At 63.0% G+C, this 18676-nt stretch carries 23 protein-coding genes; 12 read left to right on the top strand and 11 right to left on the bottom strand.

Translation table 11 applies throughout. From position 1 onward, the window contains the following. Positions 1–32: 32 nt before the first annotated feature. Positions 33–866, top strand: a complete 834-nt coding sequence (gene map, locus SynMINOS11_RS08405; RefSeq protein WP_011936079.1) for a type I methionyl aminopeptidase — start codon at positions 33–35, stop codon at positions 864–866. Here map and SynMINOS11_RS08400 read toward each other — a convergent pair. Beyond that, a complete protein-coding gene (locus SynMINOS11_RS08400; RefSeq protein ID WP_186547911.1) occupies positions 844–1545 on the bottom strand; it encodes an SDR family NAD(P)-dependent oxidoreductase in 702 nt (233 codons plus the stop codon). The two genes, map and SynMINOS11_RS08400, sit on opposite strands and share 23 nt — an antisense overlap. A 54-nt stretch (positions 1546–1599) precedes the next feature. On the opposite strand from SynMINOS11_RS08400, the gene SynMINOS11_RS08395 reads away from it, so the two are divergent. Next, positions 1600–2685 carry a phosphotransacetylase family protein gene (locus SynMINOS11_RS08395; RefSeq protein ID WP_186547909.1) on the top strand — a complete coding sequence of 362 codons (1086 nt, stop codon included), beginning with the start codon at positions 1600–1602 and terminating at the stop codon, positions 2683–2685. 48 nt (positions 2686–2733) lie between these two features. Continuing rightward, positions 2734–3246: a DNA-processing protein DprA gene (locus SynMINOS11_RS08390; protein WP_011936076.1), complete on the top strand. Its 513-nt coding sequence runs from the start codon at positions 2734–2736 to the stop codon at positions 3244–3246. Between the two features lie 9 nt (positions 3247–3255). Here SynMINOS11_RS08390 and SynMINOS11_RS08385 read toward each other — a convergent pair whose 3' ends face one another. Continuing rightward, positions 3256–3696: an MAPEG family protein gene (locus SynMINOS11_RS08385; protein ID WP_186547907.1), complete on the bottom strand. Its 441-nt coding sequence runs from the start codon at positions 3694–3696 to the stop codon at positions 3256–3258. 59 nt (positions 3697–3755) lie between these two features. On the opposite strand from SynMINOS11_RS08385, the gene SynMINOS11_RS08380 reads away from it, so the two are divergent. Together SynMINOS11_RS08380 and SynMINOS11_RS08375 are read left to right on the top strand one after the other, a co-directional pair. Continuing rightward, positions 3756–4247 carry a YajQ family cyclic di-GMP-binding protein gene (locus SynMINOS11_RS08380; protein ID WP_043737077.1) on the top strand — a complete coding sequence of 164 codons (492 nt, stop codon included), beginning with the start codon at positions 3756–3758 and terminating at the stop codon, positions 4245–4247. A 42-nt stretch (positions 4248–4289) separates the two neighbouring features. Then, positions 4290–4670, top strand: coding sequence for an NINE protein (locus SynMINOS11_RS08375; protein WP_186547905.1), 381 nt, complete (start codon positions 4290–4292; stop codon positions 4668–4670). Between the two features lie 85 nt (positions 4671–4755). Here the strand turns inward: SynMINOS11_RS08375 and SynMINOS11_RS08370 are convergent, their stop codons facing one another. The 3 genes from SynMINOS11_RS08370 to SynMINOS11_RS08360 all read right to left on the bottom strand — a co-directional run bounded on the left by SynMINOS11_RS08370 (position 4756) and on the right by SynMINOS11_RS08360 (position 5596). Continuing rightward, complete coding sequence (locus tag SynMINOS11_RS08370) at positions 4756–4920, bottom strand: hypothetical protein (RefSeq protein WP_011936072.1); 165 nt, start codon at positions 4918–4920, stop codon at positions 4756–4758. A gap of 126 nt (positions 4921–5046) precedes the next feature. Next, positions 5047–5292, bottom strand: coding sequence for a hypothetical protein (locus SynMINOS11_RS08365; protein WP_186547903.1), 246 nt, complete (start codon positions 5290–5292; stop codon positions 5047–5049). 4 nt (positions 5293–5296) lie between these two features. Beyond that, positions 5297–5596, bottom strand: a complete 300-nt coding sequence (locus tag SynMINOS11_RS08360) for a hypothetical protein (RefSeq protein ID WP_186547902.1) — start codon at positions 5594–5596, stop codon at positions 5297–5299. An 8-nt stretch (positions 5597–5604) separates the two neighbouring features. Between SynMINOS11_RS08360 and ggt the strand changes: the two genes are divergently transcribed. Next, positions 5605–7305, top strand: coding sequence for a gamma-glutamyltransferase (gene ggt / locus SynMINOS11_RS08355; RefSeq protein WP_186547900.1), 1701 nt, complete (start codon positions 5605–5607; stop codon positions 7303–7305). Here the strand turns inward: ggt and SynMINOS11_RS08350 are convergent. Genes SynMINOS11_RS08350 through hemL form a run of 4 tightly spaced genes read right to left on the bottom strand, consistent with a single transcriptional unit; the run spans position 7302 to position 11580 of the window. Continuing rightward, positions 7302–8678 (bottom strand): TRAP transporter large permease, encoded by a 1377-nt coding sequence (locus tag SynMINOS11_RS08350; protein ID WP_186547898.1) that lies wholly within the window; start codon positions 8676–8678, stop codon positions 7302–7304. The genes ggt and SynMINOS11_RS08350 overlap by 4 nt on opposite strands. Next, a complete protein-coding gene (locus SynMINOS11_RS08345) occupies positions 8678–9184 on the bottom strand; it encodes a TRAP transporter small permease subunit (RefSeq protein WP_011936067.1) in 507 nt (168 codons plus the stop codon). The genes SynMINOS11_RS08350 and SynMINOS11_RS08345 overlap by 1 nt, the downstream gene beginning before the upstream one ends. Further along, entirely contained in the window at positions 9174–10271 is a 1098-nt protein-coding gene (locus tag SynMINOS11_RS08340; protein WP_186547896.1) for a TRAP transporter substrate-binding protein, read from the bottom strand. Before SynMINOS11_RS08340 ends, SynMINOS11_RS08345 begins: the two co-directional genes overlap by 11 nt. A gap of 7 nt (positions 10272–10278) precedes the next feature. Beyond that, on the bottom strand, positions 10279–11580 hold the full coding sequence (gene hemL, locus SynMINOS11_RS08335) for a glutamate-1-semialdehyde 2,1-aminomutase (RefSeq protein WP_255445362.1): 1302 nt from the start codon (positions 11578–11580) through the stop codon (positions 10279–10281). Between the two features lie 95 nt (positions 11581–11675). Between hemL and SynMINOS11_RS08330 the strand changes: the two genes are divergently transcribed. Further along, on the top strand, positions 11676–13145 hold the full coding sequence (locus SynMINOS11_RS08330; RefSeq protein ID WP_255445361.1) for an FAD-linked oxidase C-terminal domain-containing protein: 1470 nt from the start codon (positions 11676–11678) through the stop codon (positions 13143–13145). Position 13146: 1 nt separating this feature from the next. Here the strand turns inward: SynMINOS11_RS08330 and xth are convergent, their stop codons facing one another. Next, on the bottom strand, positions 13147–13974 hold the full coding sequence (gene xth / locus SynMINOS11_RS08325) for an exodeoxyribonuclease III (RefSeq protein WP_186547892.1): 828 nt from the start codon (positions 13972–13974) through the stop codon (positions 13147–13149). A gap of 42 nt (positions 13975–14016) precedes the next feature. On the opposite strand from xth, the gene SynMINOS11_RS08320 reads away from it, so the two are divergent. Beyond that, positions 14017–14301, top strand: coding sequence for a hypothetical protein (locus SynMINOS11_RS08320; RefSeq protein WP_186547890.1), 285 nt, complete (start codon positions 14017–14019; stop codon positions 14299–14301). Here SynMINOS11_RS08320 and SynMINOS11_RS08315 read toward each other — a convergent pair. Beyond that, on the bottom strand, positions 14257–15159 hold the full coding sequence (locus SynMINOS11_RS08315) for a hypothetical protein (RefSeq protein ID WP_186547888.1): 903 nt from the start codon (positions 15157–15159) through the stop codon (positions 14257–14259). The two genes, SynMINOS11_RS08320 and SynMINOS11_RS08315, sit on opposite strands and share 45 nt — an antisense overlap. An 88-nt stretch (positions 15160–15247) precedes the next feature. Here SynMINOS11_RS08315 and SynMINOS11_RS08310 point away from each other — a divergent pair, with 88 nt between their 5' ends. Genes SynMINOS11_RS08310 through SynMINOS11_RS08295 form a run of 4 tightly spaced genes read left to right on the top strand, consistent with a single transcriptional unit; the run spans position 15248 to position 18617 of the window. Further along, positions 15248–15874, top strand: a complete 627-nt coding sequence (locus tag SynMINOS11_RS08310) for a hypothetical protein (RefSeq protein WP_186547886.1) — start codon at positions 15248–15250, stop codon at positions 15872–15874. Next, the gene (locus SynMINOS11_RS08305) at positions 15831–16517 is read left to right on the top strand and encodes a hypothetical protein (RefSeq protein ID WP_255445360.1); all 687 of its coding nucleotides are present in this window, start codon (positions 15831–15833) and stop codon (positions 16515–16517) included. Before SynMINOS11_RS08310 ends, SynMINOS11_RS08305 begins: the two co-directional genes overlap by 44 nt. Next, a complete protein-coding gene (gene larC / locus SynMINOS11_RS08300) occupies positions 16507–17706 on the top strand; it encodes a nickel pincer cofactor biosynthesis protein LarC (RefSeq protein WP_186547884.1) in 1200 nt (399 codons plus the stop codon). The genes SynMINOS11_RS08305 and larC overlap by 11 nt, the downstream gene beginning before the upstream one ends. Further along, positions 17697–18617: a lysylphosphatidylglycerol synthase domain-containing protein gene (locus tag SynMINOS11_RS08295; protein WP_186547882.1), complete on the top strand. Its 921-nt coding sequence runs from the start codon at positions 17697–17699 to the stop codon at positions 18615–18617. Before larC ends, SynMINOS11_RS08295 begins: the two co-directional genes overlap by 10 nt. The last annotated feature ends 59 nt before the right edge of the window (positions 18618–18676 follow it).

Here is an 18676-nt window from a genome sequence, read left to right as displayed (position 1 = left end):
GCTTGAAAGTACCGACGCCTGCTTTTGCTGAGATGAACTTGTTCGCAGAGCTGCTGGCGTCCTCGAAGCCTCAGACCGGTCCGCGCATCAGCAACAACCGCCGCGGCATCGAGATCAAGTCCGAGCGCGAGATCGGCATCATGCGCCAATCGGGCCGCATCGTCGCCACCGTGCTCAAGGAAATCATGGGGCTGGTGAAGCCCGGCATGACCACCGGTGAGCTCGATGCCTATGCCGAAGAGCGCATCCGCTCCATGGGCGCTGTGCCCAGCTTCAAGGGCTATCACGGCTTCACTGGAACGATTTGCGCCAGCATCAATAACGAGGTGGTGCATGGCATCCCCAGCAAAAAGCGGGTGATCCGTGATGGCGACCTGCTCAAGGTCGACACTGGCGCTTTCTATGAGGGTTATCACGGCGATAGCTGCGTCACGATCGGCGTCGGCTCCATCTCAGAAGAGGCTGAGCGTCTCTCCCGCGTGGCCCAGGAATCATTGATGCAGGGCCTGTCCCAGATCAAAGCCGGCCGCACCCTGCTGGACATCGCTGGCGCGGTGCAGGATCACGTTGAGGCCAATGGCTATGCCGTTGTGGAGGACTACACCGGCCACGGCGTTGGCCGCAATCTGCACGAGGAGCCCTCGGTCTTCAACTACCGCACCCGCGATCTGCCCAATGTGCAGCTGCGCTCAGGCATGACCTTGGCTGTGGAGCCGATTCTCAATGCCGGCGCCAAAAACTGCCGCACCCTCAAAGACCATTGGACCGTGGTGACCCAGGACGGCAGCCTCTCGGCCCAGTGGGAGCACACCGTATTGGTGACCGATAGCGGCTACGAAATCCTCACTGACCGGGACGCTGTGTGAACCAGCGGTAGTAGCGCTCGCGCCCCCAGCAGGTCAGCGGCATCAGGAGCCAGGTGAGCGGATTGGGGCTGACGATGATCAATTCACGTCCAGCAGCGGCTTGGCGCAGCACGGCAGCCGCCACCCCGCTGGCCCGCATGAATCCATAGGGGTTCAGCGCCGAACGGAAGGGTCCCAACACCAGCCGGCGCACGGTGCACACCGCATCAATACGCCTGAGGCTGACCAGTTGGCCCAGGGCCCGTTTGCTGATCTCATAGAGCGGACTGAACGCCGGGTTGACCTCAGCTTCAGAGGTGTTCACCCACAGTTCGCGGCCATCGCCGGGCTGGGCTGACTGCAAAAACAGCTCCATCAGCCGCAGCGCGCTGCTGAGGTTCACCTCGAGGCTGTCGGCGGTGGATTGGGCATCACGGGCGCCCATGCGGTTGATGCCGTGGTTGATCACCAGCAGTTGCAGCGACTCCAGCTGCGGACGCAGCGCCTCTTCCTCGCCCACCTTCCAGGCGATGGTTTCGATCTCCAGCTCCTGATCACCGTCCTGCAGTCGAATGGGCCCAGGGCTGGAGCTCAAGGCCACCGGGATGGCCCCTTGGCGATGCAGGGCGTGCAGCAGGGCCCGCCCCAAGCTGCCGCTGGCTCCAGTCACGGCGCAGCGTTGGCCTTGAAACAACGGCATCAAGGCTGATCTGTTGCCTACTCGTTAGATTTTCCCATCACTCCAGCCACTGCCATGGGCCACTCCGGTGCCACTCTTTTGGTGGGTTCCTGCGAACCATTCAGTGGCAAATCGGCCCTGGTGATGGGCTTGGTGCAGCAGCTGCGCGATAAGGGGCAGAGCCTTCGCTATGGCAAGCCGCTGGCCACCAGCATTGAGCAGCAAACCAGTGGCGAGACCCTCATCGACGACGACGTGCGCTTCGTTGGGGAAATCTTTGATCTACCGCCCAGCGCCTTGCTGCCCTCGCTCACCTCGAGCACGCCAGAGCCCACCAAAAAGCAGTTGGCCACAGGCAGCTTGGTGGCGCCTGAGCAAGCACTCGAGCAACTGCGCGGAGTGCTGGGGGTTGGCGAAGGAATCACCCTGCTGGAAGCGGCTGGCTCCCTGAACGAGGGTCTGCTGTTTGGCCTCAGCCTGCCCCAGTTGGCCCACGGCCTTCAGGCGCCGGTGTTGTTGGCCCATGCCTGGGAGGATGCCGGCAGCGTTGAGCCCTTGCTGCAGGCCAAAGCACTGCTGGGCGATCAACTGCTCGGTGTGGTGCTGAACAACGTTGAGCCCGATCAGATCACGGCCTTGCGCGCCGAGCTCAGCCCCGCCTTGCAGGCCTTGGGTTTGCCCCTGTATGGGCTGTTGCCCCGCAGCCCGCTGCTGCGCAGTGTCACCGTTGGCGAGCTGGTGCAGCGCTTGCGCGCTGAGATGTTGTGCTGCCGCGAGCGCAAAGACCTGCTGGTGGAAACCCTCAGCATCGGCGCCATGAACGTGAACTCCGCCATGGAGGTGTTCCGTCAGCAGCGCAATATGGCCGTGGTCACTGGCGCGGATCGCACCGATATCCAGTTGGCTGCCCTAGAGGCATCCACCCAGTGCCTGATCCTCACTGGAGCCGGTGATCCCCTGCCGCAGCTGGTGAGTCGCGCCCAAGAACTCGATGTTCCCCTGCTCAAGGTGGAGCACGACACCCTGGCCACGGTGGCGGTGATTGAGAAGGCCTTTGGCCATGTCCGCCTGCATGAAGCGGTGAAGGCCACCTATGCGGCCCGGATGGTGGCAGAGCACTGCGACTTCGCTGCGCTGTTTTCCCGTCTAGGTCTGGCCTAAAGCGCCAGCGTTGCTACGGTCGACAGGCCTTCTGTCCTGGCGTCCCCTGTGACCCGGTCCCTTGATCTGCCGGCTCTCGATCGGGTCGACACGTTGGCTCAAGAGCTCGCCCTCCTGCAGAACACCGGCCAGCGACGGATCGCCATCCTTGGCACGCGCCATGTGCCCGTGGTGTCCATCCATTTGGTGGAATTATTGGCTCGCTCCCTGGTGCAGGAGGGCCACTCCATGCTCACCTCAGGCGCGCAAGGGATCAATGCCGCAGCGATTCGTGGTGCCCTGGCGGTGGATCCCGCCAAGCTCACCGTGATCCTTCCGCAAAGCTTGGAGCAGCAGGCCCCGGAATCCCAGGAGTTGCTGGAGCAGGTGCTGCACCTGGTCAGCAAGCCAGAAAACGACGATCTTCCGCTCACCGAGGCCAGCACCCTTTGCAATCAAGAGATTGTGAGCCGCTGCGACCAATTGATTTGTTTCGCCTTCCACGACAGCGAAACGTTGATCCAGGCCTGCCAAGACGCGGAAGATCTCGGCAAGGTCGTCACGCTGTTGTTTTTTGATTGAGGCTCTGCCTCATTGCTGAAGCAGGGCTTTGAGGCCCTCGAGATAGAGGATGCCGCTGCAGAGCAGGGCCGAGGCCCAGCAGAGTCCTCGCAGGGGCGGCACATTGCCCACATAGGCCCCGATGTAGAGCAGCCGCAGCAGCGGGTGTAGCCAGGCAGCGGCCATGGCAATCGGTGCTGACACCCCAGCCACTAAGGCCAGCAGGCAGGCCGGGGCATGCAGGGTGAAGGCTTCAAAACAGTTTTGATGGGCCCAGCTGGCCCGGCGTCCCCAGGCCGGCAGGCGCTCGAACATGGCCCTAGGGGCGGCCAGATCAGCCATGCTGAAATCCGCCTGCGAACGGGCTGCCCCCAGCGGCACCAGGCTCAGCATCACCACCAAACCGGAGAGCAGCAGGGATGCAGCCAGTGGCGCGCTGCCGTGTTGGAGGGCGTTGAAAAGCTCCGCCATGGGTCCTCACAAGGGGCCCCTTTCTAGGCTGATGGGATTCCCTGCCGTTGCCGCCCTTCATGGCCGACACCTACAGCTTTGATGTTGTCAGCGATTTCGACCGCCAAGAGCTGGTGAACACCATCGACCAGCTGCGCCGTGATGTGTCCCAGCGCTACGACCTCAAGGACTCCAACACCGAGATCGAGCTGGAGGAAACCGCCATCGTGATCACCACCGCCAGTGACATGACCTTGACGGCTGTGGTGGACGTGTTGCGGCAGAAGGCCACCAAGCGCAATCTCTCGCTGAAAATCTTTGATGAGCAGACCCCTGAAACCGTTGGGGGCAATCGCATCAAGCAGGAGATCAAGCTGCGCAAAGGCTTGAGCCAGGAGATTGCCAAAAAGCTCAGCAAGACGGTGCGCGATGAGCTCAAGAAGGTGACCGTCTCGATCCAAGGAGAAAGCCTGCGCGTCACCGGCAAGAACAAAGACGACCTGCAGAGCGCGATCCAATTGCTGAAAGAGCAGGACATCGAAGTGCCGCTGCAATTTCAGAATTACCGCTGAGCCAATCGATTCCGTGCCTAGCTTGGGCTGTCGGGATCAGGCATGGACCAGGCTCTGCTGGCGCTCATGAAACAGCTCTCCGCCGAGGAGAAGCTGATGTTCCAAAGCGATTACGAAGATCAGAAGAAAAGCACCGTTCTGGCTGTGGTGCTGGCGCTGCTCTTGGGTGGCTTTGGTGCCCATTGGTTTTATTTGGGACGAACCGGCCGGGCGCTCACCTATCTGCTGCTCAACATCCTCGGCGGAGTGCTCACGGTGCTGCTGATTGGTTATGTGGTGCTGGCGGCGGTTTGGATCGCCTGCTTGATCGATGCGGTGTTCATGGGGGGCACCATCAGCGCCATCAATCGCCGCATCGGCCAACGGATCTTCGAAGCGATTGTTGGCCTGCGCGGTGGTCAGTTGCCGGGGCAAGCCCCATGAACGGCAAAACCTTTGTGATCGCCTTGGTGGTGTTTTTGGCCGCCTACATGGTCGTGGAATTTTGGGTGTTAAGGCAGCTGCTGCCTCACGCGGCGTGATCTTCCCGCTCATACCAAGCCAACACTTGCGTTAGTGCGGTGTCGGTCAAGGTTTCGAGGTAGACGCCAAAGCGGGGGTCGTAATCGATGCGGCCTTTGGAGTCGATGTCGTAGTGCTCAACGATGACGTTGATCGTTGCAGTGCGGTCCATGGTCCTGGCTGGGGCTGATGGATACCGGGTAATTCCTTATGGATTCATGCCTTCCAGATCGACCGTAAACCAAGTTGCTGGCGGCAAGACCTAACGACACAGGGCGTTGCAAGCTCAATCAAAAATTCATGAACTTTCCTGGCGGCGGCGATCAATAATTCGCGCCAGTTCAAGGAAATAACCGGCCGTGCACCAGCGGCCATAACTGCGGGAGCGGTTCTCAACATCCGAGCGAATCTCTGCTGTTTCGGCCATCAACAAATCGAGGTCGAGTTGTTCGAGCTCGTAGAGGTCCTGTAGCTCAATCTCGTCATTGAGCAGATGGCTTTTGAACCACTTCTTGGTTTTTTGCTCCTGGGCGGGAATCTCCATAGCCTCAGCCTGCAGCGGCCTCCTCATCGGGAAGGCTCAGCTTCAAGCGGCATTCGTATTTCTTGAGCGCGTGGGCCTTGATTGACTCCGCTTTCACCACTTGGTTGAGGTGCTGCGCCTCGAGCTGGAAATCTGAAGGAGTGGGGTTTTCTTCTTCCCAGCTCGCTTGGGCCCGCTCCAAGCGGATTTGCATCAGCCGGGTGATTTCATCGTTGCAGCGCTGCGGCCCTTTCTCAGCCAGCGCCGCTGGGGCGAGGAGCGGCAGGGCCAGCAGCAATGGCAGCCTGAAGCGGTGGTGGCCCATGGAATGGCGTGAGCGGACTCCTACTTTGCCTGGCTCTGATCGGCGCCAATCCGCTGCAGGAGCCTGGCCAGCGGGTGCGGCCGGTGCCGTCAGAGGCTGGAATCGTCTCCAGTCAGGAGTCTTTGGCCAGCGCCGCTGGTGCCTCGATCCTCGCCAAGGGCGGCAATGCCATCGATGCTGCTGTGGCCACGGCCTATGCCTTGGCGGTGACGCTGCCGCAAGCCGGCAACTTGGGCGGCGGCGGTTTTCTGGTGTTTTGGAATCAGCCGGAGCGCCGCGGCTATGCGCTCAATTTCCGTGAGATGGCGCCGCGCCGCGCTCACAAAGATCTCTTTCTTGGTGCTGATGGCCGCGTCGATCGGCAGTTGGCCACCCGCAGCCTGCTGAGCACCGGTGTACCCGGCACGGTGGCGGGCCTGCTGAAAGCCCAGGAGCGTTTTGGCGCCCTCAGCCGCTCTGAGGTGATGGCTCCAGCGATCCGTTTGGCTGAGCAAGGCTTTGCGGTGTATCCGGTGTTGGCGGATTCGCTCAAACGGGCGGCTCCCCTGCTGCAGGCCGATCCCAGCGCCAAAGCGATCTATTACAAGGCGAATGGGGAGCCCTATCGGGCCGGAGAGATCCTGCGGCAGCCGCTGCTGGCGGCCACCTTGCGGCGCATCGCTGAGCAGGGTCGCCCAGGGTTTTATCAAGGGCCTGTGGCTGAGAAGTTGGAAGCGCTGATGCAGCAGCGCGGCGGCTTGATCGATCGCCAGGACCTGGCGGCCTACCGCGCTCCTTGGGTTGAGCCGGTGCAGGGACGCTTCCGCGGCCTGACGGTGCTGTCGATGCCGCCCCCCAGTAGCGGCGGCGTCACCTTGATTCAGATGCTCAATCTGCTGGAGCCGATGGATTTAGAGGCCATGGGCCTCAACAGCGCCGAGTCGATCCACACGTTGGTGGAGGCCATGAACCTGGCTTACCGCGACCGCAACAGTGAGCTGGGCGACCCTGATCAGGTGGCAGTGCCAGTGCAGCGGCTCACTAACAAGGGCTATGCCGACGCGCTGCGCCCGCTCATTCGCCCCAAACAGCACACCCCCAGCGCTGCTTTGGGCGGCACGGCTCCACTACCGGCCAACAGCACCAACACCACCCATCTCTCGGTGGCGGATCAGCAGGGTTCGCTGGTGGCCCTCACCACCACCTTGAACTTCGCCTATGGCAATGGCGTGGCGATTCCAGGCACCGGTGTGTTGCTCAACAACGAGATGGATGACTTCACCGCCAAGCCAGGGGTGCCCAATGCCTATGGCCTTGTGCAAGGCGAAAAGAACGCCATCGCCCCAGGCCGCCGGCCGCTGAGTTCGATGACGCCAACGGTGGTGCTCAAACGTGATGGCAGCCCCTGGCTCGCCACCGGTACGCCGGGGGGCAGCCGCATCATCACCACGGTGTTGCAGGTGCTGCTCAACCGCATGGTGCACGGCCTCAATTTGGCCACCTCGGTGTTGAGTCCGCGCATCCATAGCCAGCTCTGGCCTGATCGGGTGCAGATCGAGCAGGGCATCAGCCCCGACACTATCGATCTGCTGGAGCAGTGGGGGCACGCGATCCAGCGCAGCCGGGCGATGGGTTCGGCCAACAGCGTGGAAGTGCTGCCTGAAGGCGGCAGCTTGGGGGTGGCTGATCCGCGCAGGCCTGAGGGAGCAGCGATTCCCCAGCAGCCTTAGCTGGCCTGGGAGAGGGCCGGCAGGGTGTTCACCAGTGCTGGGAACAGGATGATCAGCACCAGCACAGCCACCTGCACGGCGATGAACGGCCACACGCCGCGGTAGATCGCGGCGGTGCTCACCTCTTTGGGGGCCACGCCGCGCAAATAAAACAGGGCAAAGCCAAATGGTGGGGTGAGAAAGGAGGTTTGCAGGTTGGCGCCGATCAACACACCAAACCAGAGCAGGCTTTCGGGCCCCAGCAATTCGCGGGCGCTGGGCAGCAGCAGCGGCACCACGATGAAGGCGATTTCAAAGAAATCGATGAAGAAGCCCAGGGCAAAAATTACCGCCATGCTCACCACCAGGAAGCCCAGCTGACCCCCCGGCAGATTCACCAGCACCTCGCGGATCATGGCGTCACCGCCGAGGCTGCGGAACACCAGGGCAAAGGCCGTGGAACCCAGCAGGATCGCCATCACCATGGCGGTGACCCGCAGGGTTTCATCACACACCTTGGCCAGGTTGCTGCGGCTGAAGCCGCCTTCGATGGCGGCGAGCACCATGGCGCCCACAGCACCGAGCGCGCCGGCTTCGGTTGGGGTGGCAACGCCAAAAAAGATGCTGCCCAACACCAAGAAGATCAGCACCAAAGGCGGAATCAGCACACGCAGCAGCTGAGCCGGTGCCACGTTGGCGGCAGTTCGCGCAAGGCGCTCTGGGGCCAGTTGTGGGTTGAGCTGGCTGGCCACCAGCACATAGAGCGCAAAGGCCCCTGCCATCAACAGCCCCGGGATCAGCGAACCCAAAAACAGATCACCCACCGAAACGCCTAGCTGATCGCCGAGCACCACCAGCACGATCGAGGGAGGAATGAGCTGGCCGAGCGTGCCGGAGGCCACGATCACCCCTGAGGCAAAGGATTTGTCGTAGCCCGAGCGCAGCATCGCGGGCAGGGAGATCAGCCCCATCGTGGTGACCGTGGCGGCGGTGACGCCGGTGGTGGCTGCCATCAAGCTGCCCACCAACACCACTGCCAGCGCCAGGCCGCCGCGCAGCTGGCCCAGCAGTTGGCCCATGGCCTCCAGCAGCCGTTCAGCGATGCCAGAGATCTGCAGCATTGCGCCCATGAACACGAAGGTGGGAATCGCTAGCAACGTGAAGTTGCTCATGATTCCGAAGATCCGCGGCTGCAGCGCGCTGAAAAAGCGCGGATCGATCACGCCGCTGACGATGCCCAACAGGCCAAAAATCACGGCCACACCGCCCAGGCCAAAGGCGACGGGGTAGCCGCTGAGCAGCGCCGCAATCAGCGCCAAAAACATCAATGGCGCGAGCACCTCACCGGGGAAAAAGGCAATGCCCCAGCCCCCAACTTCCAGCTCAAATCCCATCAGCTCTGACCTCCGCCGCGGCGTAGCTGCTGCCTCAGGGCCACGGCTTCACGGATGCCTTGCAGGGCCAATAGCAAAAAGCCAAGGGGTACCAGGGTTTTGGCCAGATAGCGCGGCAAGCCACCGGGATCGGGTGAGGCTTCGAGCAACAGCCACGACTGCAGCGTGGGCTCCAGCGACACCACCAGCACCGTGAGCGCAAAGGGGAGAAGCAGCACCAAGGTGCCGAGCAGTTCGAGTTGCAGTTGGCGACGCGTGCTCTGGCGGTTCAACAGGATGTCGATGCGCACGTGGCCGCGCTGCTTGAGCGTGTAGGCCAGCCCCAGCAGGAAGGCCACATCAAAGAGAAACCATTGCGCCTCAATCAGGGCGTTGGAGCTCAAGCTCAGCCCTAGGGCCAGGCCCAGGTAGCGGCCCACCACGTTCCAGGCGCCAATGGCGATCATCAGCAGCAGGGCCCAGCGTCCGAGCCAGCCCGCTGCGCGGATCAGGCGATCAAGCACCATCGCTAATGCGGGAGAAGGACAGCTCGGTGACCTGGTTCCAGCCGCGGGCCACCTGGCGGAAATCTTTCCAAGCGCTGTACAGGCTGTTGAAGCCCACATCGCCGCGGGCGCTATCGGCCAACAGATCAGCTGTGGCGCTTTGGGCCTCTTTGAGAATGGCGTCGCCGTAGAACTCCACCTGGGTGTTGCCTTGCCTGAGCCGTTCGAGCGCCACGGCATTGAGCCGGTCGTAGCGGCTCAACATCAGCAAGTTGGCGCTTTGGCAGGCCGAGCGGAACATCTCTTGGTAGGCCTTGGGCAACTTGGCCCAAGCCTGCTGATTCACCAGCGCGGTGAGCGTGGGGCCTGGCTCCCACCAACCCGGGTAGTAATAGAAGCGCGCTGCCTTTGGTAGGCCGAGCTTTTCATCGTCGTAGGGGCCGGTGAATTCGGCCGCATCGATGGCGCCGCGCTCCAGCGCCAGATAGATCTCACCGCCGGGCAGCACCTGCACATTCACGCCCATGGCGGCCATCACCTTGCCCCCCAGGCCAGGGATGCGCATCTTCAGGCCCTTGAGGGAGGCGGGGCCATCGAGCTCGCGCTTGAACCAGCCCCCCATCTGGGGGCCGGTGTTGCCAGCAGGGAAGCTGCGCACACCGAAATCGCTGTAGATGCGATCGAGGGCTTCGTTGCCGCCCCCCTCATAGAGCCAGGTGTTCTGCTGCTGAGGCGTGAGCCCGAAAGGCACGGCGGTGCCGAAGGCCAGGGCTGGGTTTTTGCCCACGTAGTAGTAGCTGGCCGTGTGGCCGCACTCGACAGCACCGTTTTGAACGGCATCGAGCACCTGCAGCCCAGGCACGATTTCACCGGCGGCATAGGGCTCAATCGTGAAGCGCCCGCCGCTCATCACCCCCACCTGTTCGGCGATGGTTTGGGCGCCGCCATAGAGCGTGTCGAGGGCGTGGGGCCAACTGGTGGCCATGCGCCAGCGCACCGATGGCAGCTCAGCGCTGCTGGCCCCATCGATGCGGCGAATGCGGCAGGCACTCAGCAGGCCTGCCCCGCCAGCGAGGCTGGCGGCTTGGATCAGTTGGCGCCTCTGCATCAGCGCCTCAAGCGATCAGCTGGAAGCTTTCGCGGAAGGCCTCGAGGGTGGCATCAATGTCGGCATCGCTGTGGGCCAGCGAGGTGAAGCCAGCTTCAAAGGAGCTGGGGGCGAGGTACACGCCGCGCTCGAGCATGGCCCGGTGCAGCTTGGCGAAGCGCTCGCTGTCGTTGGCTTTGGCCTCCTCGAAGTTGCGCACGGGGCCATCGCAGAGGAAGAAGCCGAACATGGCACTGATGCTGTTGCCGCACACCGGCAGGCCAGCGGCTTTGGCCGCTTCCTGGATGCCTTCGGCCAAACGCTTGGTGGTGGCTTCGAGCTTTTCGTAAGTGCCAGGGCGCTTGAGCAGCTCGAGGGTCTTGATGCCCGCTGTCATGGCCAAGGGGTTTCCGCTGAGGGTGCCCGCTTGATACATCGGGCCTGCGGGAGCCACCATTTCCATGATGTCCTTGCGGCCGCCGTAGGCGCCCACAGGCAGACCGCCGCCAATCACCTTGCCCATGGTGGTGAGGTCGGGGGTGATTCCAAAGCGGGCTTGGGCCCCGCCATAGGAGATGCGGAAGCCGGTCATCACTTCGTCGAACACCAGCAGGGCGCCGTATTCACGGGTGATTTCCCGCAGACCTTCGAGGAAGCCGAAATCGGGGGGGATAAAGCCGGCATTGCCCACCACCGGCTCAAGGATCACACCGGAGATGGAGTCGGGGTTTTCGGCAAACAGGGCCTTGACCGCCTCAAGGTCGTTGTAGGGGGCGGTGAGGGTGTTGGCGGTGGTGCTGCTCGGTACGCCTGGGGAGTCCGGCAGGCCCAAGGTGGCCACACCAGAGCCGGCCTTCACCAGGAACATGTCGGCGTGGCCGTGATAGCAGCCTTCGAACTTGATCACCTTTTCGCGGCCTGTGTAGGCGCGCATCAAGCGCAGCACGGCCATGCAGGCCTCGGTTCCGCTGTTGACGAAGCGAACCATCTCCACGCTGGGGACGGCGTCGATCACCATCTCGGCGAGGGTGTTTTCCAGGGCGCAGGGGGCGCCAAAGCTGGTGCCCTTGGTGAGGGCCTGCTGCAGGGCCTCGATCACCTCGGGATTGGCGTGTCCGCAGATGGCGGGTCCCCAGCTGCCGATGTAATCGATGTAGCGGTTGCCATCCACATCCCAGGCGTAGGCGCCTTCGACGCGATCGAACACGATCGGCTGGCCGCCCACGGAGCGGAAGGCTCGTACCGGGGAATTCACACCGCCGGGCATCAGTTGTTGCGCTGCCGTAAAGAGGGCGTCGGAACGGCTGGTGTTCAGGGCTGCAGCAGTCACCAAAGCGTTATGAACAGAGACAGAGCCTCCCACTCTGCCCTGGCGCCGCTTTGTTCTGCGATCGATAGGCTCAATTGAACGAGTTGTTCATCTCCGTGGCCACCGCTTCCGCCATCGACTGGCCGGCCCTGGAGAAGGCCCTGCGGCAGGTGCTGCCGCCGCGGGCTGTGGTGAGCAAGGCCCAAGAGCTGCTCAGTTACGACTGCGATGGCCTCACCATGGACCGCCATCAGCCGCCCCTGGCGGTGCTGCCGGATTCCACTGAGCAGGTGGCGGCTGTGTTGAAGCTCTGCCATGAGCAGGGCGTGCCCTTTGTGGCCCGCGGCAGTGGCACCGGGCTCTCGGGTGGTGCCTTGGTGGAGCAGGAGGCGCTGCTGGTGATCACCAGCCGGATGCGGCAGGTGCTTTCGATTGATCTGAACAACCAAACGATCCGGGTGCAACCGGGGGTGATCAACAGCTGGGTGACCCGCGCTGTGAGCGGCGATGGCTTCTATTACGCGCCGGATCCCTCCAGCCAGATCGCCTGCAGTGTGGGCGGCAACGTGGCGGAAAACTCAGGCGGCGTGCACTGCCTCAAATACGGCGTCACCAGCAACCACGTCTTGGAGTTGGAGGTGGTGCTGCCCGATGGAACGGTGACCACCCTCGGTGGGCCGCTGGCCGAGATGCCTGCTTTGGACCTGCGCGGGGTGTTCATTGGCAGTGAGGGCACCTTGGGCATCGCCACGGCGATCACCTTGCGGTTGCTCAGGCAGCCCGAAGCGGTGGCTGTGCTGCTGGCTGATTTCACCAGCATGGAAGCCGCCGGTGAAGCCGTGCGGCTGGTGACGGCTTCTGGGATCTTGCCGGCGGGGATGGAAATCATGGACAACTTCACGATCCGCGCTGTGGATCAGATGCTCGAGCAGGAGCTCTATCCGGCTGATGCGGCCGCGGCGTTGTTGATCGAGCTCGATGGCAGCAGCGCTGAAGTGGAGTTGGCGGCAGCCACAACCGCTGAGCTCTGCCGCCAGGCCGGTGCCCGTGATGTGCAGGTGGCCACCACCAGCGATGACCGCGCCCGCCTTTGGCAGGGGCGCAAAAGCGCGATTTCAGCCCTGGGCCGGCTCTATCCCAGCTACTACCTGCAAGACGGTGTGGTGCCTCGAAGCGCCCTGCCCAAGGTGCTGGCCCGGATCGATGAACTCAGCCGAGAGCATGAGCTTCCGGTGGCTAACGTGTTCCACGCCGGAGACGGCAACCTGCATCCGCTGATCCTTTACGACGGCCGCGAAGAGGGCGTGCATCAGCGGGTGAAAGATCTCGGTGCCGCGATCTTGCGGCTTTGCGTGGATTCCGGCGGCAGCATCAGCGGTGAGCACGGGGTGGGGGCTGACAAGCGCTGTTTCCTCGATTGGATGTTCAGCCCGGCGGATTTGGAAACCATGCAGCTGGTGCGCAAGGCCTTTGATCCCTTGCAGCGCGCCAATCCCGGCAAGCTCTTCCCCACCCCGGTGAGCTGCGGTGAATCCAGCCGACGCGCTCAGCAGATTCAGTTGCCAAAGGGTGTTGAGGTGGTGTGACTCACCAGAGGTCTTCGTCTTCTTCCTCTGCGGTTTCATCAGCGAGATCCACACTCACCGGGGCGTGATCGCTTGGCTTCTCAAGGCCCCGTTCGCTTTTGTGGATCTCACAGGCCAAGGCCCGCTGCTGCAGCTCCTCATCGAGATAGAGGTGATCGATGCGCCAGCCGCGATCGCCGTTCCAAGCGCCTGAGCGGTAGTCCCACCAGCTCCAGTGGCCGCTGCCTTGCTCAAACATGCGGAAGGCATCGCGCAGGTCATCCCCGAGGCAGGCCTTGAGCGCCTCTCGCTCGGCATCACTGGCCATGATTCCGCCTGTGGAGCGCTCCGGGTTGTGCAAGTCGCGGGCTTCTGGGCCGATGTTGAAATCCCCCAGCATGCAAAAGGGTTCCCCTTGCTCGCGTTGCACGTGGAGGTAACGGCGCAGGCAATCGAGCCAGGCCAGTTTGTAGGCGTATTTCTCTGAGCCCACCTCCGATCCGTTGGGCACATAGAGGTTGAGCACCCGCACGCCATCCACCCAGGCGCTGATCACCCGCTTCTGCTGGCTCAGCTCGATGGCGGCCTCATCTCCCGGCAGCAGGGCGTCAAAACCGATGCGCACCTCTTCGAGCGGCTCGCGGCTCAGCAGTGCCACGCCGTTGTAACTCTTCTGGCCGCTGATCACGGTGCGGTAGCCGGCTTCTTCCATGACTGCCGCAGGAAATTGCGCGTCTTCCACCTTGGTTTCCTGCAGCCCCAGCACATCGGGCTTGGCCTGCTCCAGCCAGCGCAGCAGATGGCTTTGCCGGCTGCGGATCGAATTGACATTCCAGGTGGCGATCCGCACGCTGATCCCCTCTTAAAATCTGCCCATTAAACGATTGAAGCCATGACACGCACTTTGTTGGCCTGCGCCATGGCCCTGCTGCTGGCACCAGCGGCGATCGCTGGTCCCCAGGAAACCAACCGGGATAAAGACCTTTACAACTACGGGCCTAGCAGTCCCTCTGGTCTTGATATCACGAACCCGATGGGGGTCATGAACATGCTCCAGAACATGAGCACGGCTGGAGACTCAACCCCTCCTGGCGATGCGATCGATGCAGCCCTGAGTGATTTCGACTGGGATTCAGGCTCCGCTACCCCCAGCAAGACCGTCCCCTCCGGCCTCTAAATCACCGCTTGGGTCTGGGGCAGGAGCCACAGGTGCCTTGAGATCGGCTGCATTGGCTGAAGGCGCTTGCTGGCGAATACGGCCAACGGCCCAACCAGCAGCCACCTGATCGAGCACACCTGAAGCGACAGGAGTTGAGTTCAACTTGGCTTGCTGCAGCGAGACCCGCGCAGCTTCCAGTTGGCCCTGGGAATGTTGCAACAACGCCAGAGCCAGTAGTGGCCTGGGATCGGTGGGGTGGCTCGCCGCTAAGCCCTTGTAGGTGGCGATGGCTTCAGCGCTCAGGCCATTGCTTTGCTGCACGTCGCCGAGTAGCAGGCCAATGGGCAGCGCTTCGGGTGTGCCCTTGGCGGCTTCGGCAGATGCTTGCAGCTGCTGCATCACCTCTTGCTGACGGCCGAGCTTGATTTGCAAGCGGGCGTAGTCCTGCAACGCCTGGGGATGCAGGGGCTGCACATTCAGCACCTGACGGATGTCCCGTTCCGCTCCAGCGTCGTCGTCGTTTTGACTCTTGAGATCAGCCAACAGCAGCCGCAATGACGGCTGATCAGGGTTTTGATCGCTGAGGGGCTCGAGCAGCTTGATAGCGCCCGGCTGATCGCCCATGGCCAGGCGCAATCTCAGCAGTTGGCGCTGTTCCTCATCACTGGCCGTGCCCGCCGCCAGCTTGGTTTCCAGCTTTTCGCTGCTGCGCTCCAGGGTTTTCTGCTGGGCGTTGGCCGCTGCAGTGCTGGGCTGCCTTTGGCCCCACCACCAGCCGGCGCCAAGCGCTGCAGCGATGGCCAAGCCAAACAGGCCCAATTGGCGTAGCCGTTTGGGGCGCGGATCAGGGGTTGGGTTGAGCGAACCCAGGGGCACAAGACTGCTGCCGGTTGCCTTAGTAAAACGCCTGGGTTTGTGCCTGTCAGCAAGATCGCTAAATTCAGCATCACCCCAGCCTGAGGAGATGCGTCAGCACCCGATCCCCCCGGTCACTGAACCGATGCAATACCGGGCGATCGGTCTTGTGAATGCTGTTTACGTTCCCCAGGACGAAAAAACCCTGACCCGCGGCGTGTTGCGCTGCGAAGACGGCACCGAAATCGAAGCTGTGTTGCTGGGCCGCGTGCTCAGCGTGGTGAAGCGCCATCTGGATTTGGCCGCCTCCCACCAGTGGATTGTGTATCCCCGCAATCGCGAAGGTGAGGATCTGCACCTGCAAGTGGTGGGGGTTTGGGAACCCGCCACCCTGGCCACCGATGAGCCTGATCTGCCGGAAACCCTTCCTGAGGGAGACGGCTACTTCTCCGTGCGTGGGGAGTTGATTTTCACCAAGCCGGAAGAAGACCAGCTGGTGGTCAAGATTCGCCAGCAGCCCCGCAGTGATGGCACCCGGCCGCAGCCCTTCAAATTGCAATTGCAAGGGCAAATCCCCTTGGAGCACCTGCGCCATTTCGTCTCGCTTGATTTGCGCCGCAGCGGCCAAAGCCTGAGCGTTGAGTCCAGTGAGGTGATCGGCCCGGTGCCGCAGCGCAGCGATCGCCGCGGCGGTGGCAATAAGCGCTCCTCCCGCCGGCCAGTTGCGCGCCGCTGAGGCGATGAACCCCAATCGCATTGCCCTGGTGGTTGCCGTGTTCAGCGGCACGGCCGTTTTTGGCCCGATGGTGGGGGTCTCTCCGGCCTGGATCACCGTTGCTGTGATCAGCGCCCTGGTGATGGTGTCTGTGGATGCGGCGGCATGGAATGGCCGCGGCGGCCATCTCTTGGCTGAGGCCCTGCCGGGCGGGCAAGAACGCTTGCGCCGAATTGCTTTGCACGAAGCCGGCCATCGCCTTTTGGCCAGCCATGAAGGCATGGAATTGGGCGACACCCTGGTGGGCAGCCTGGCGTGTTTGCGCGCAGGCCATGACGCCTGCGGGCGCACCACCCTGCCCTTGCCCGCTTCCTCCAAATTGCCGCTCGAGGAGTTGCGCCGCTGGAGCCGGGTGCTGCTGGCCGGTATGGCCGCTGAGCAGGTGGTGCATGGCGGCAGCGATGGCGGCATGGATGATCGCCAGCTTCTGGGCCGCATCTGGGGGCTCTCGGGTCAAAGCGCTCAGATCGCCCAGCTGGAGCAACGCCGTGCCCGTCGTGAAGTGGAGCAGTGGCTCGAGCAGAACCGATCGGCCTTGGATCAGGAGTGTGAAAGCCTGTTGAGCCAAGCCCCTTCGCTGCTGCGCCCTGGCCATGGCCGCTAACTGGGCCTATCTGGATCTGCCAACGGGGGTCGCCGGCGACATGTTGCTCGCCGCACTCCTGGATCTGGGTGTTCCTGAGCGGGTCATTGATGAGCCGCTCGCAGCACTTGGCTTGCAGAGCAGCTACCGCCTCAACTGCAGCAGCGGCAGCTCAGCTGGTTTGCGCGGCCAGCAGCTTGTTGTTGAGCTGCTTGAGGCGTCGCCGCCGCATCGCCACTGGGCGGACCTGAAGCCCCAGTTGCAAGGGGCCGCCTGGCCGCAACCGCTGAAAACCAAGGTGCTGGAGGTGTTCCAGCTGTTGGCTGATGCCGAAGCCCATGTGCATGGGGTGGCGGCTGAGCAGGTGCATTTCCATGAGGTGGGCGCGATCGATTCGCTCGTTGATGTGATCGGCGTTTGCGCGGGCTTATTGCATCTCGGCGTGCAGAGCCTTTGGGCCACGCCGCCGCCGGCGGGTCATGGTCAGGTGCGCACGGCCCATGGCGTGTTGCCAGTGCCGGCGCCTGCGGTGCTGGAGATCGCCCGGCGCTGCCAGTTGCCTTTGGCCAGCAGCACTGGCTTTCTCCCCGGTGAATTAACAACGCCAACCGGTTTGGCCTTGTTGGCGGTGTGGGTGGATCACTGGGAGTCACCACCGGCCCACACCCCTGATCGGGTGGGCGTGGGTCTGGGCCAGCGCCAGCTGGATCGCCCCAACCTGCTGCGGCTTTGTCTTCCAGCAGCGGCTGCAAGTGATGAGCCGGCGGAACGTCAAACGGTGCTGGTGCAGCAATGCCAGATCGATGACATGGATGCCGAGGCCCTGGCGTTTTTGCAAGAGCAACTGCGAGCCGCTGGTGCCTTGGACGTGTTCGCGCAGCCTGCGGGTATGAAAAAAGGCCGCAGCGGTTTGCTGCTCACCGCCCTGGCGTTGCCTGAGCAGGCCGCAGCCTTGCGGGCCATTTGGTGGCAGCACTCCAGCAGCCTTGGCTTGCGTGAAAACTTTGAGCAGCGCTGGGTGTTGCCGCGGCGCGCCGTTGTGATGGATAGCCCCTGGGGGCCGGTCGCGGCCAAAGCGGCTTGGACGGGCAGCTGTTGGCGCTGCAAGCCTGAAGCCGATGCCCTGGCCCAGTTGGCGGCTGAGCAGGGCTTGAGCTGGGCGGAATTGCGGGCTGCTTTGCAGCCACCGGAGCTGAAGCCATGGGGCTGAAGCTGCCGAGCTGGCGGCCGCCTGGAGGGCTGCGGCCTTGGGTGGCGGGGATCTCACTGCTGCTGGTGCTGCTGGCCTTGTGGAGCCATGGCCAGGAGGTGTTGGCGTTGGCTCCCGATCAACGGGGCTGGGCGCTGCTCATCCTGGGTTTAGCGCTCACGGTGGTGGCCCAATGGGCCAATGGCCTGGCCTGGTGGGCTCTGTTGCGCTGGCTGCAGCTGGCGTTGCCGCTGCTGGAAATGGTTCAGCTGTTTGTGCGCACCAACCTGCTCAAGTACTTGCCCGGTGGTATTTGGCACCAGGTGGACCGGGTGCGCTTGCTGCGCCAGCGGGGGGCTTCCGGGCGCCGCGCGCTGCTGGCGGTGCTGCTTGAGGCGCTGCTGATGGTGATCGCAGCCTTCTGTTTGATCCCCTTTGGGGGCGTGCAAGGGGGGTTGGGTGTGGTGGCTCCCTTTGCCTTGCTGCTGCTCAGGCCCCGCTGGCTCAATCCGCTCTTGGAGCGCCTGCTGCGCAGCAAGCGCAAGCTGCTGCAGAACAGTGATGAACCGCTGGATTTTGAACCGTTGCAAGGGGCGCCATGGCAGCCCTTGCTCTTGGAATTCCCCTTCCTGCTGCTGCGGTTCTCGGGCTTTGCCTGCTGCGTGATCTGCTTCAGCGCTGGTCATCCGGTGGGCTGGGGCAGCTGGCTGGCGGGGTTTGCGATGGCCTGGAGCGTGGGGCTGGTGGTGCCTGGGGCTCCTGGCGGTTTGGGCGTGTTTGAGCTGGTGCTGCTGGCGCGCTTGGCAGGTGCAGTCCCAGAAGCTGAGGTGCTGGCGGTGTTGGTCAGCTACCGGCTGATCAGCGTGGCCGCTGAACTATTAGCGGCTGGTGGCGTTGAGCTGGATCGGCGGGCTTCTTTAGGCGCCAGATGATTCGGCAATTGAGAAGCACTTGCAAAAACGCGGGTGTTGCCTCTAAGTTGCGAGGCATT

The sequence above is a fragment of the Synechococcus sp. Minos11 genome (assembly GCF_014279855.1).
GTDB lineage: Bacteria > Cyanobacteriota > Cyanobacteriia > PCC-6307 > Cyanobiaceae > RCC307.
The sequence above is the reverse complement of the archived record's forward strand: the minus strand, read 5'-3'. Positions and strand labels throughout refer to the sequence as shown.

What these genes read in the sequence shown, in the direction of transcription:
- map (WP_011936079.1), top strand. Translation starts at nt 33, where the DNA reads ATGAACTTGTTCGCAGAGCTGCTGGCGTCCTCGAAGCCTCAGACCGGT.
- SynMINOS11_RS08400 (WP_186547911.1), bottom strand. Translation starts at nt 1,545, where the DNA reads ATGCCGTTGTTTCAAGGCCAACGCTGCGCCGTGACTGGAGCCAGCGGC.
- SynMINOS11_RS08395 (WP_186547909.1), top strand. Translation starts at nt 1,600, where the DNA reads ATGGGCCACTCCGGTGCCACTCTTTTGGTGGGTTCCTGCGAACCATTC.
- SynMINOS11_RS08385 (WP_186547907.1), bottom strand. Translation starts at nt 3,696, where the DNA reads ATGGCGGAGCTTTTCAACGCCCTCCAACACGGCAGCGCGCCACTGGCT.
- SynMINOS11_RS08380 (WP_043737077.1), top strand. Translation starts at nt 3,756, where the DNA reads ATGGCCGACACCTACAGCTTTGATGTTGTCAGCGATTTCGACCGCCAA.
- SynMINOS11_RS08375 (WP_186547905.1), top strand. Translation starts at nt 4,290, where the DNA reads ATGGACCAGGCTCTGCTGGCGCTCATGAAACAGCTCTCCGCCGAGGAG.
- SynMINOS11_RS08370 (WP_011936072.1), bottom strand. Translation starts at nt 4,920, where the DNA reads ATGGACCGCACTGCAACGATCAACGTCATCGTTGAGCACTACGACATC.
- SynMINOS11_RS08365 (WP_186547903.1), bottom strand. Translation starts at nt 5,292, where the DNA reads ATGGAGATTCCCGCCCAGGAGCAAAAAACCAAGAAGTGGTTCAAAAGC.
- SynMINOS11_RS08360 (WP_186547902.1), bottom strand. Translation starts at nt 5,596, where the DNA reads ATGGGCCACCACCGCTTCAGGCTGCCATTGCTGCTGGCCCTGCCGCTC.
- SynMINOS11_RS08350 (WP_186547898.1), bottom strand. Translation starts at nt 8,678, where the DNA reads ATGGGATTTGAGCTGGAAGTTGGGGGCTGGGGCATTGCCTTTTTCCCC.
- SynMINOS11_RS08345 (WP_011936067.1), bottom strand. Translation starts at nt 9,184, where the DNA reads ATGGTGCTTGATCGCCTGATCCGCGCAGCGGGCTGGCTCGGACGCTGG.
- SynMINOS11_RS08340 (WP_186547896.1), bottom strand. Translation starts at nt 10,271, where the DNA reads ATGCAGAGGCGCCAACTGATCCAAGCCGCCAGCCTCGCTGGCGGGGCA.
- SynMINOS11_RS08320 (WP_186547890.1), top strand. Translation starts at nt 14,017, where the DNA reads ATGACACGCACTTTGTTGGCCTGCGCCATGGCCCTGCTGCTGGCACCA.
- SynMINOS11_RS08310 (WP_186547886.1), top strand. Translation starts at nt 15,248, where the DNA reads ATGCGTCAGCACCCGATCCCCCCGGTCACTGAACCGATGCAATACCGG.
- larC (WP_186547884.1), top strand. Translation starts at nt 16,507, where the DNA reads ATGGCCGCTAACTGGGCCTATCTGGATCTGCCAACGGGGGTCGCCGGC.
- SynMINOS11_RS08295 (WP_186547882.1), top strand. Translation starts at nt 17,697, where the DNA reads ATGGGGCTGAAGCTGCCGAGCTGGCGGCCGCCTGGAGGGCTGCGGCCT.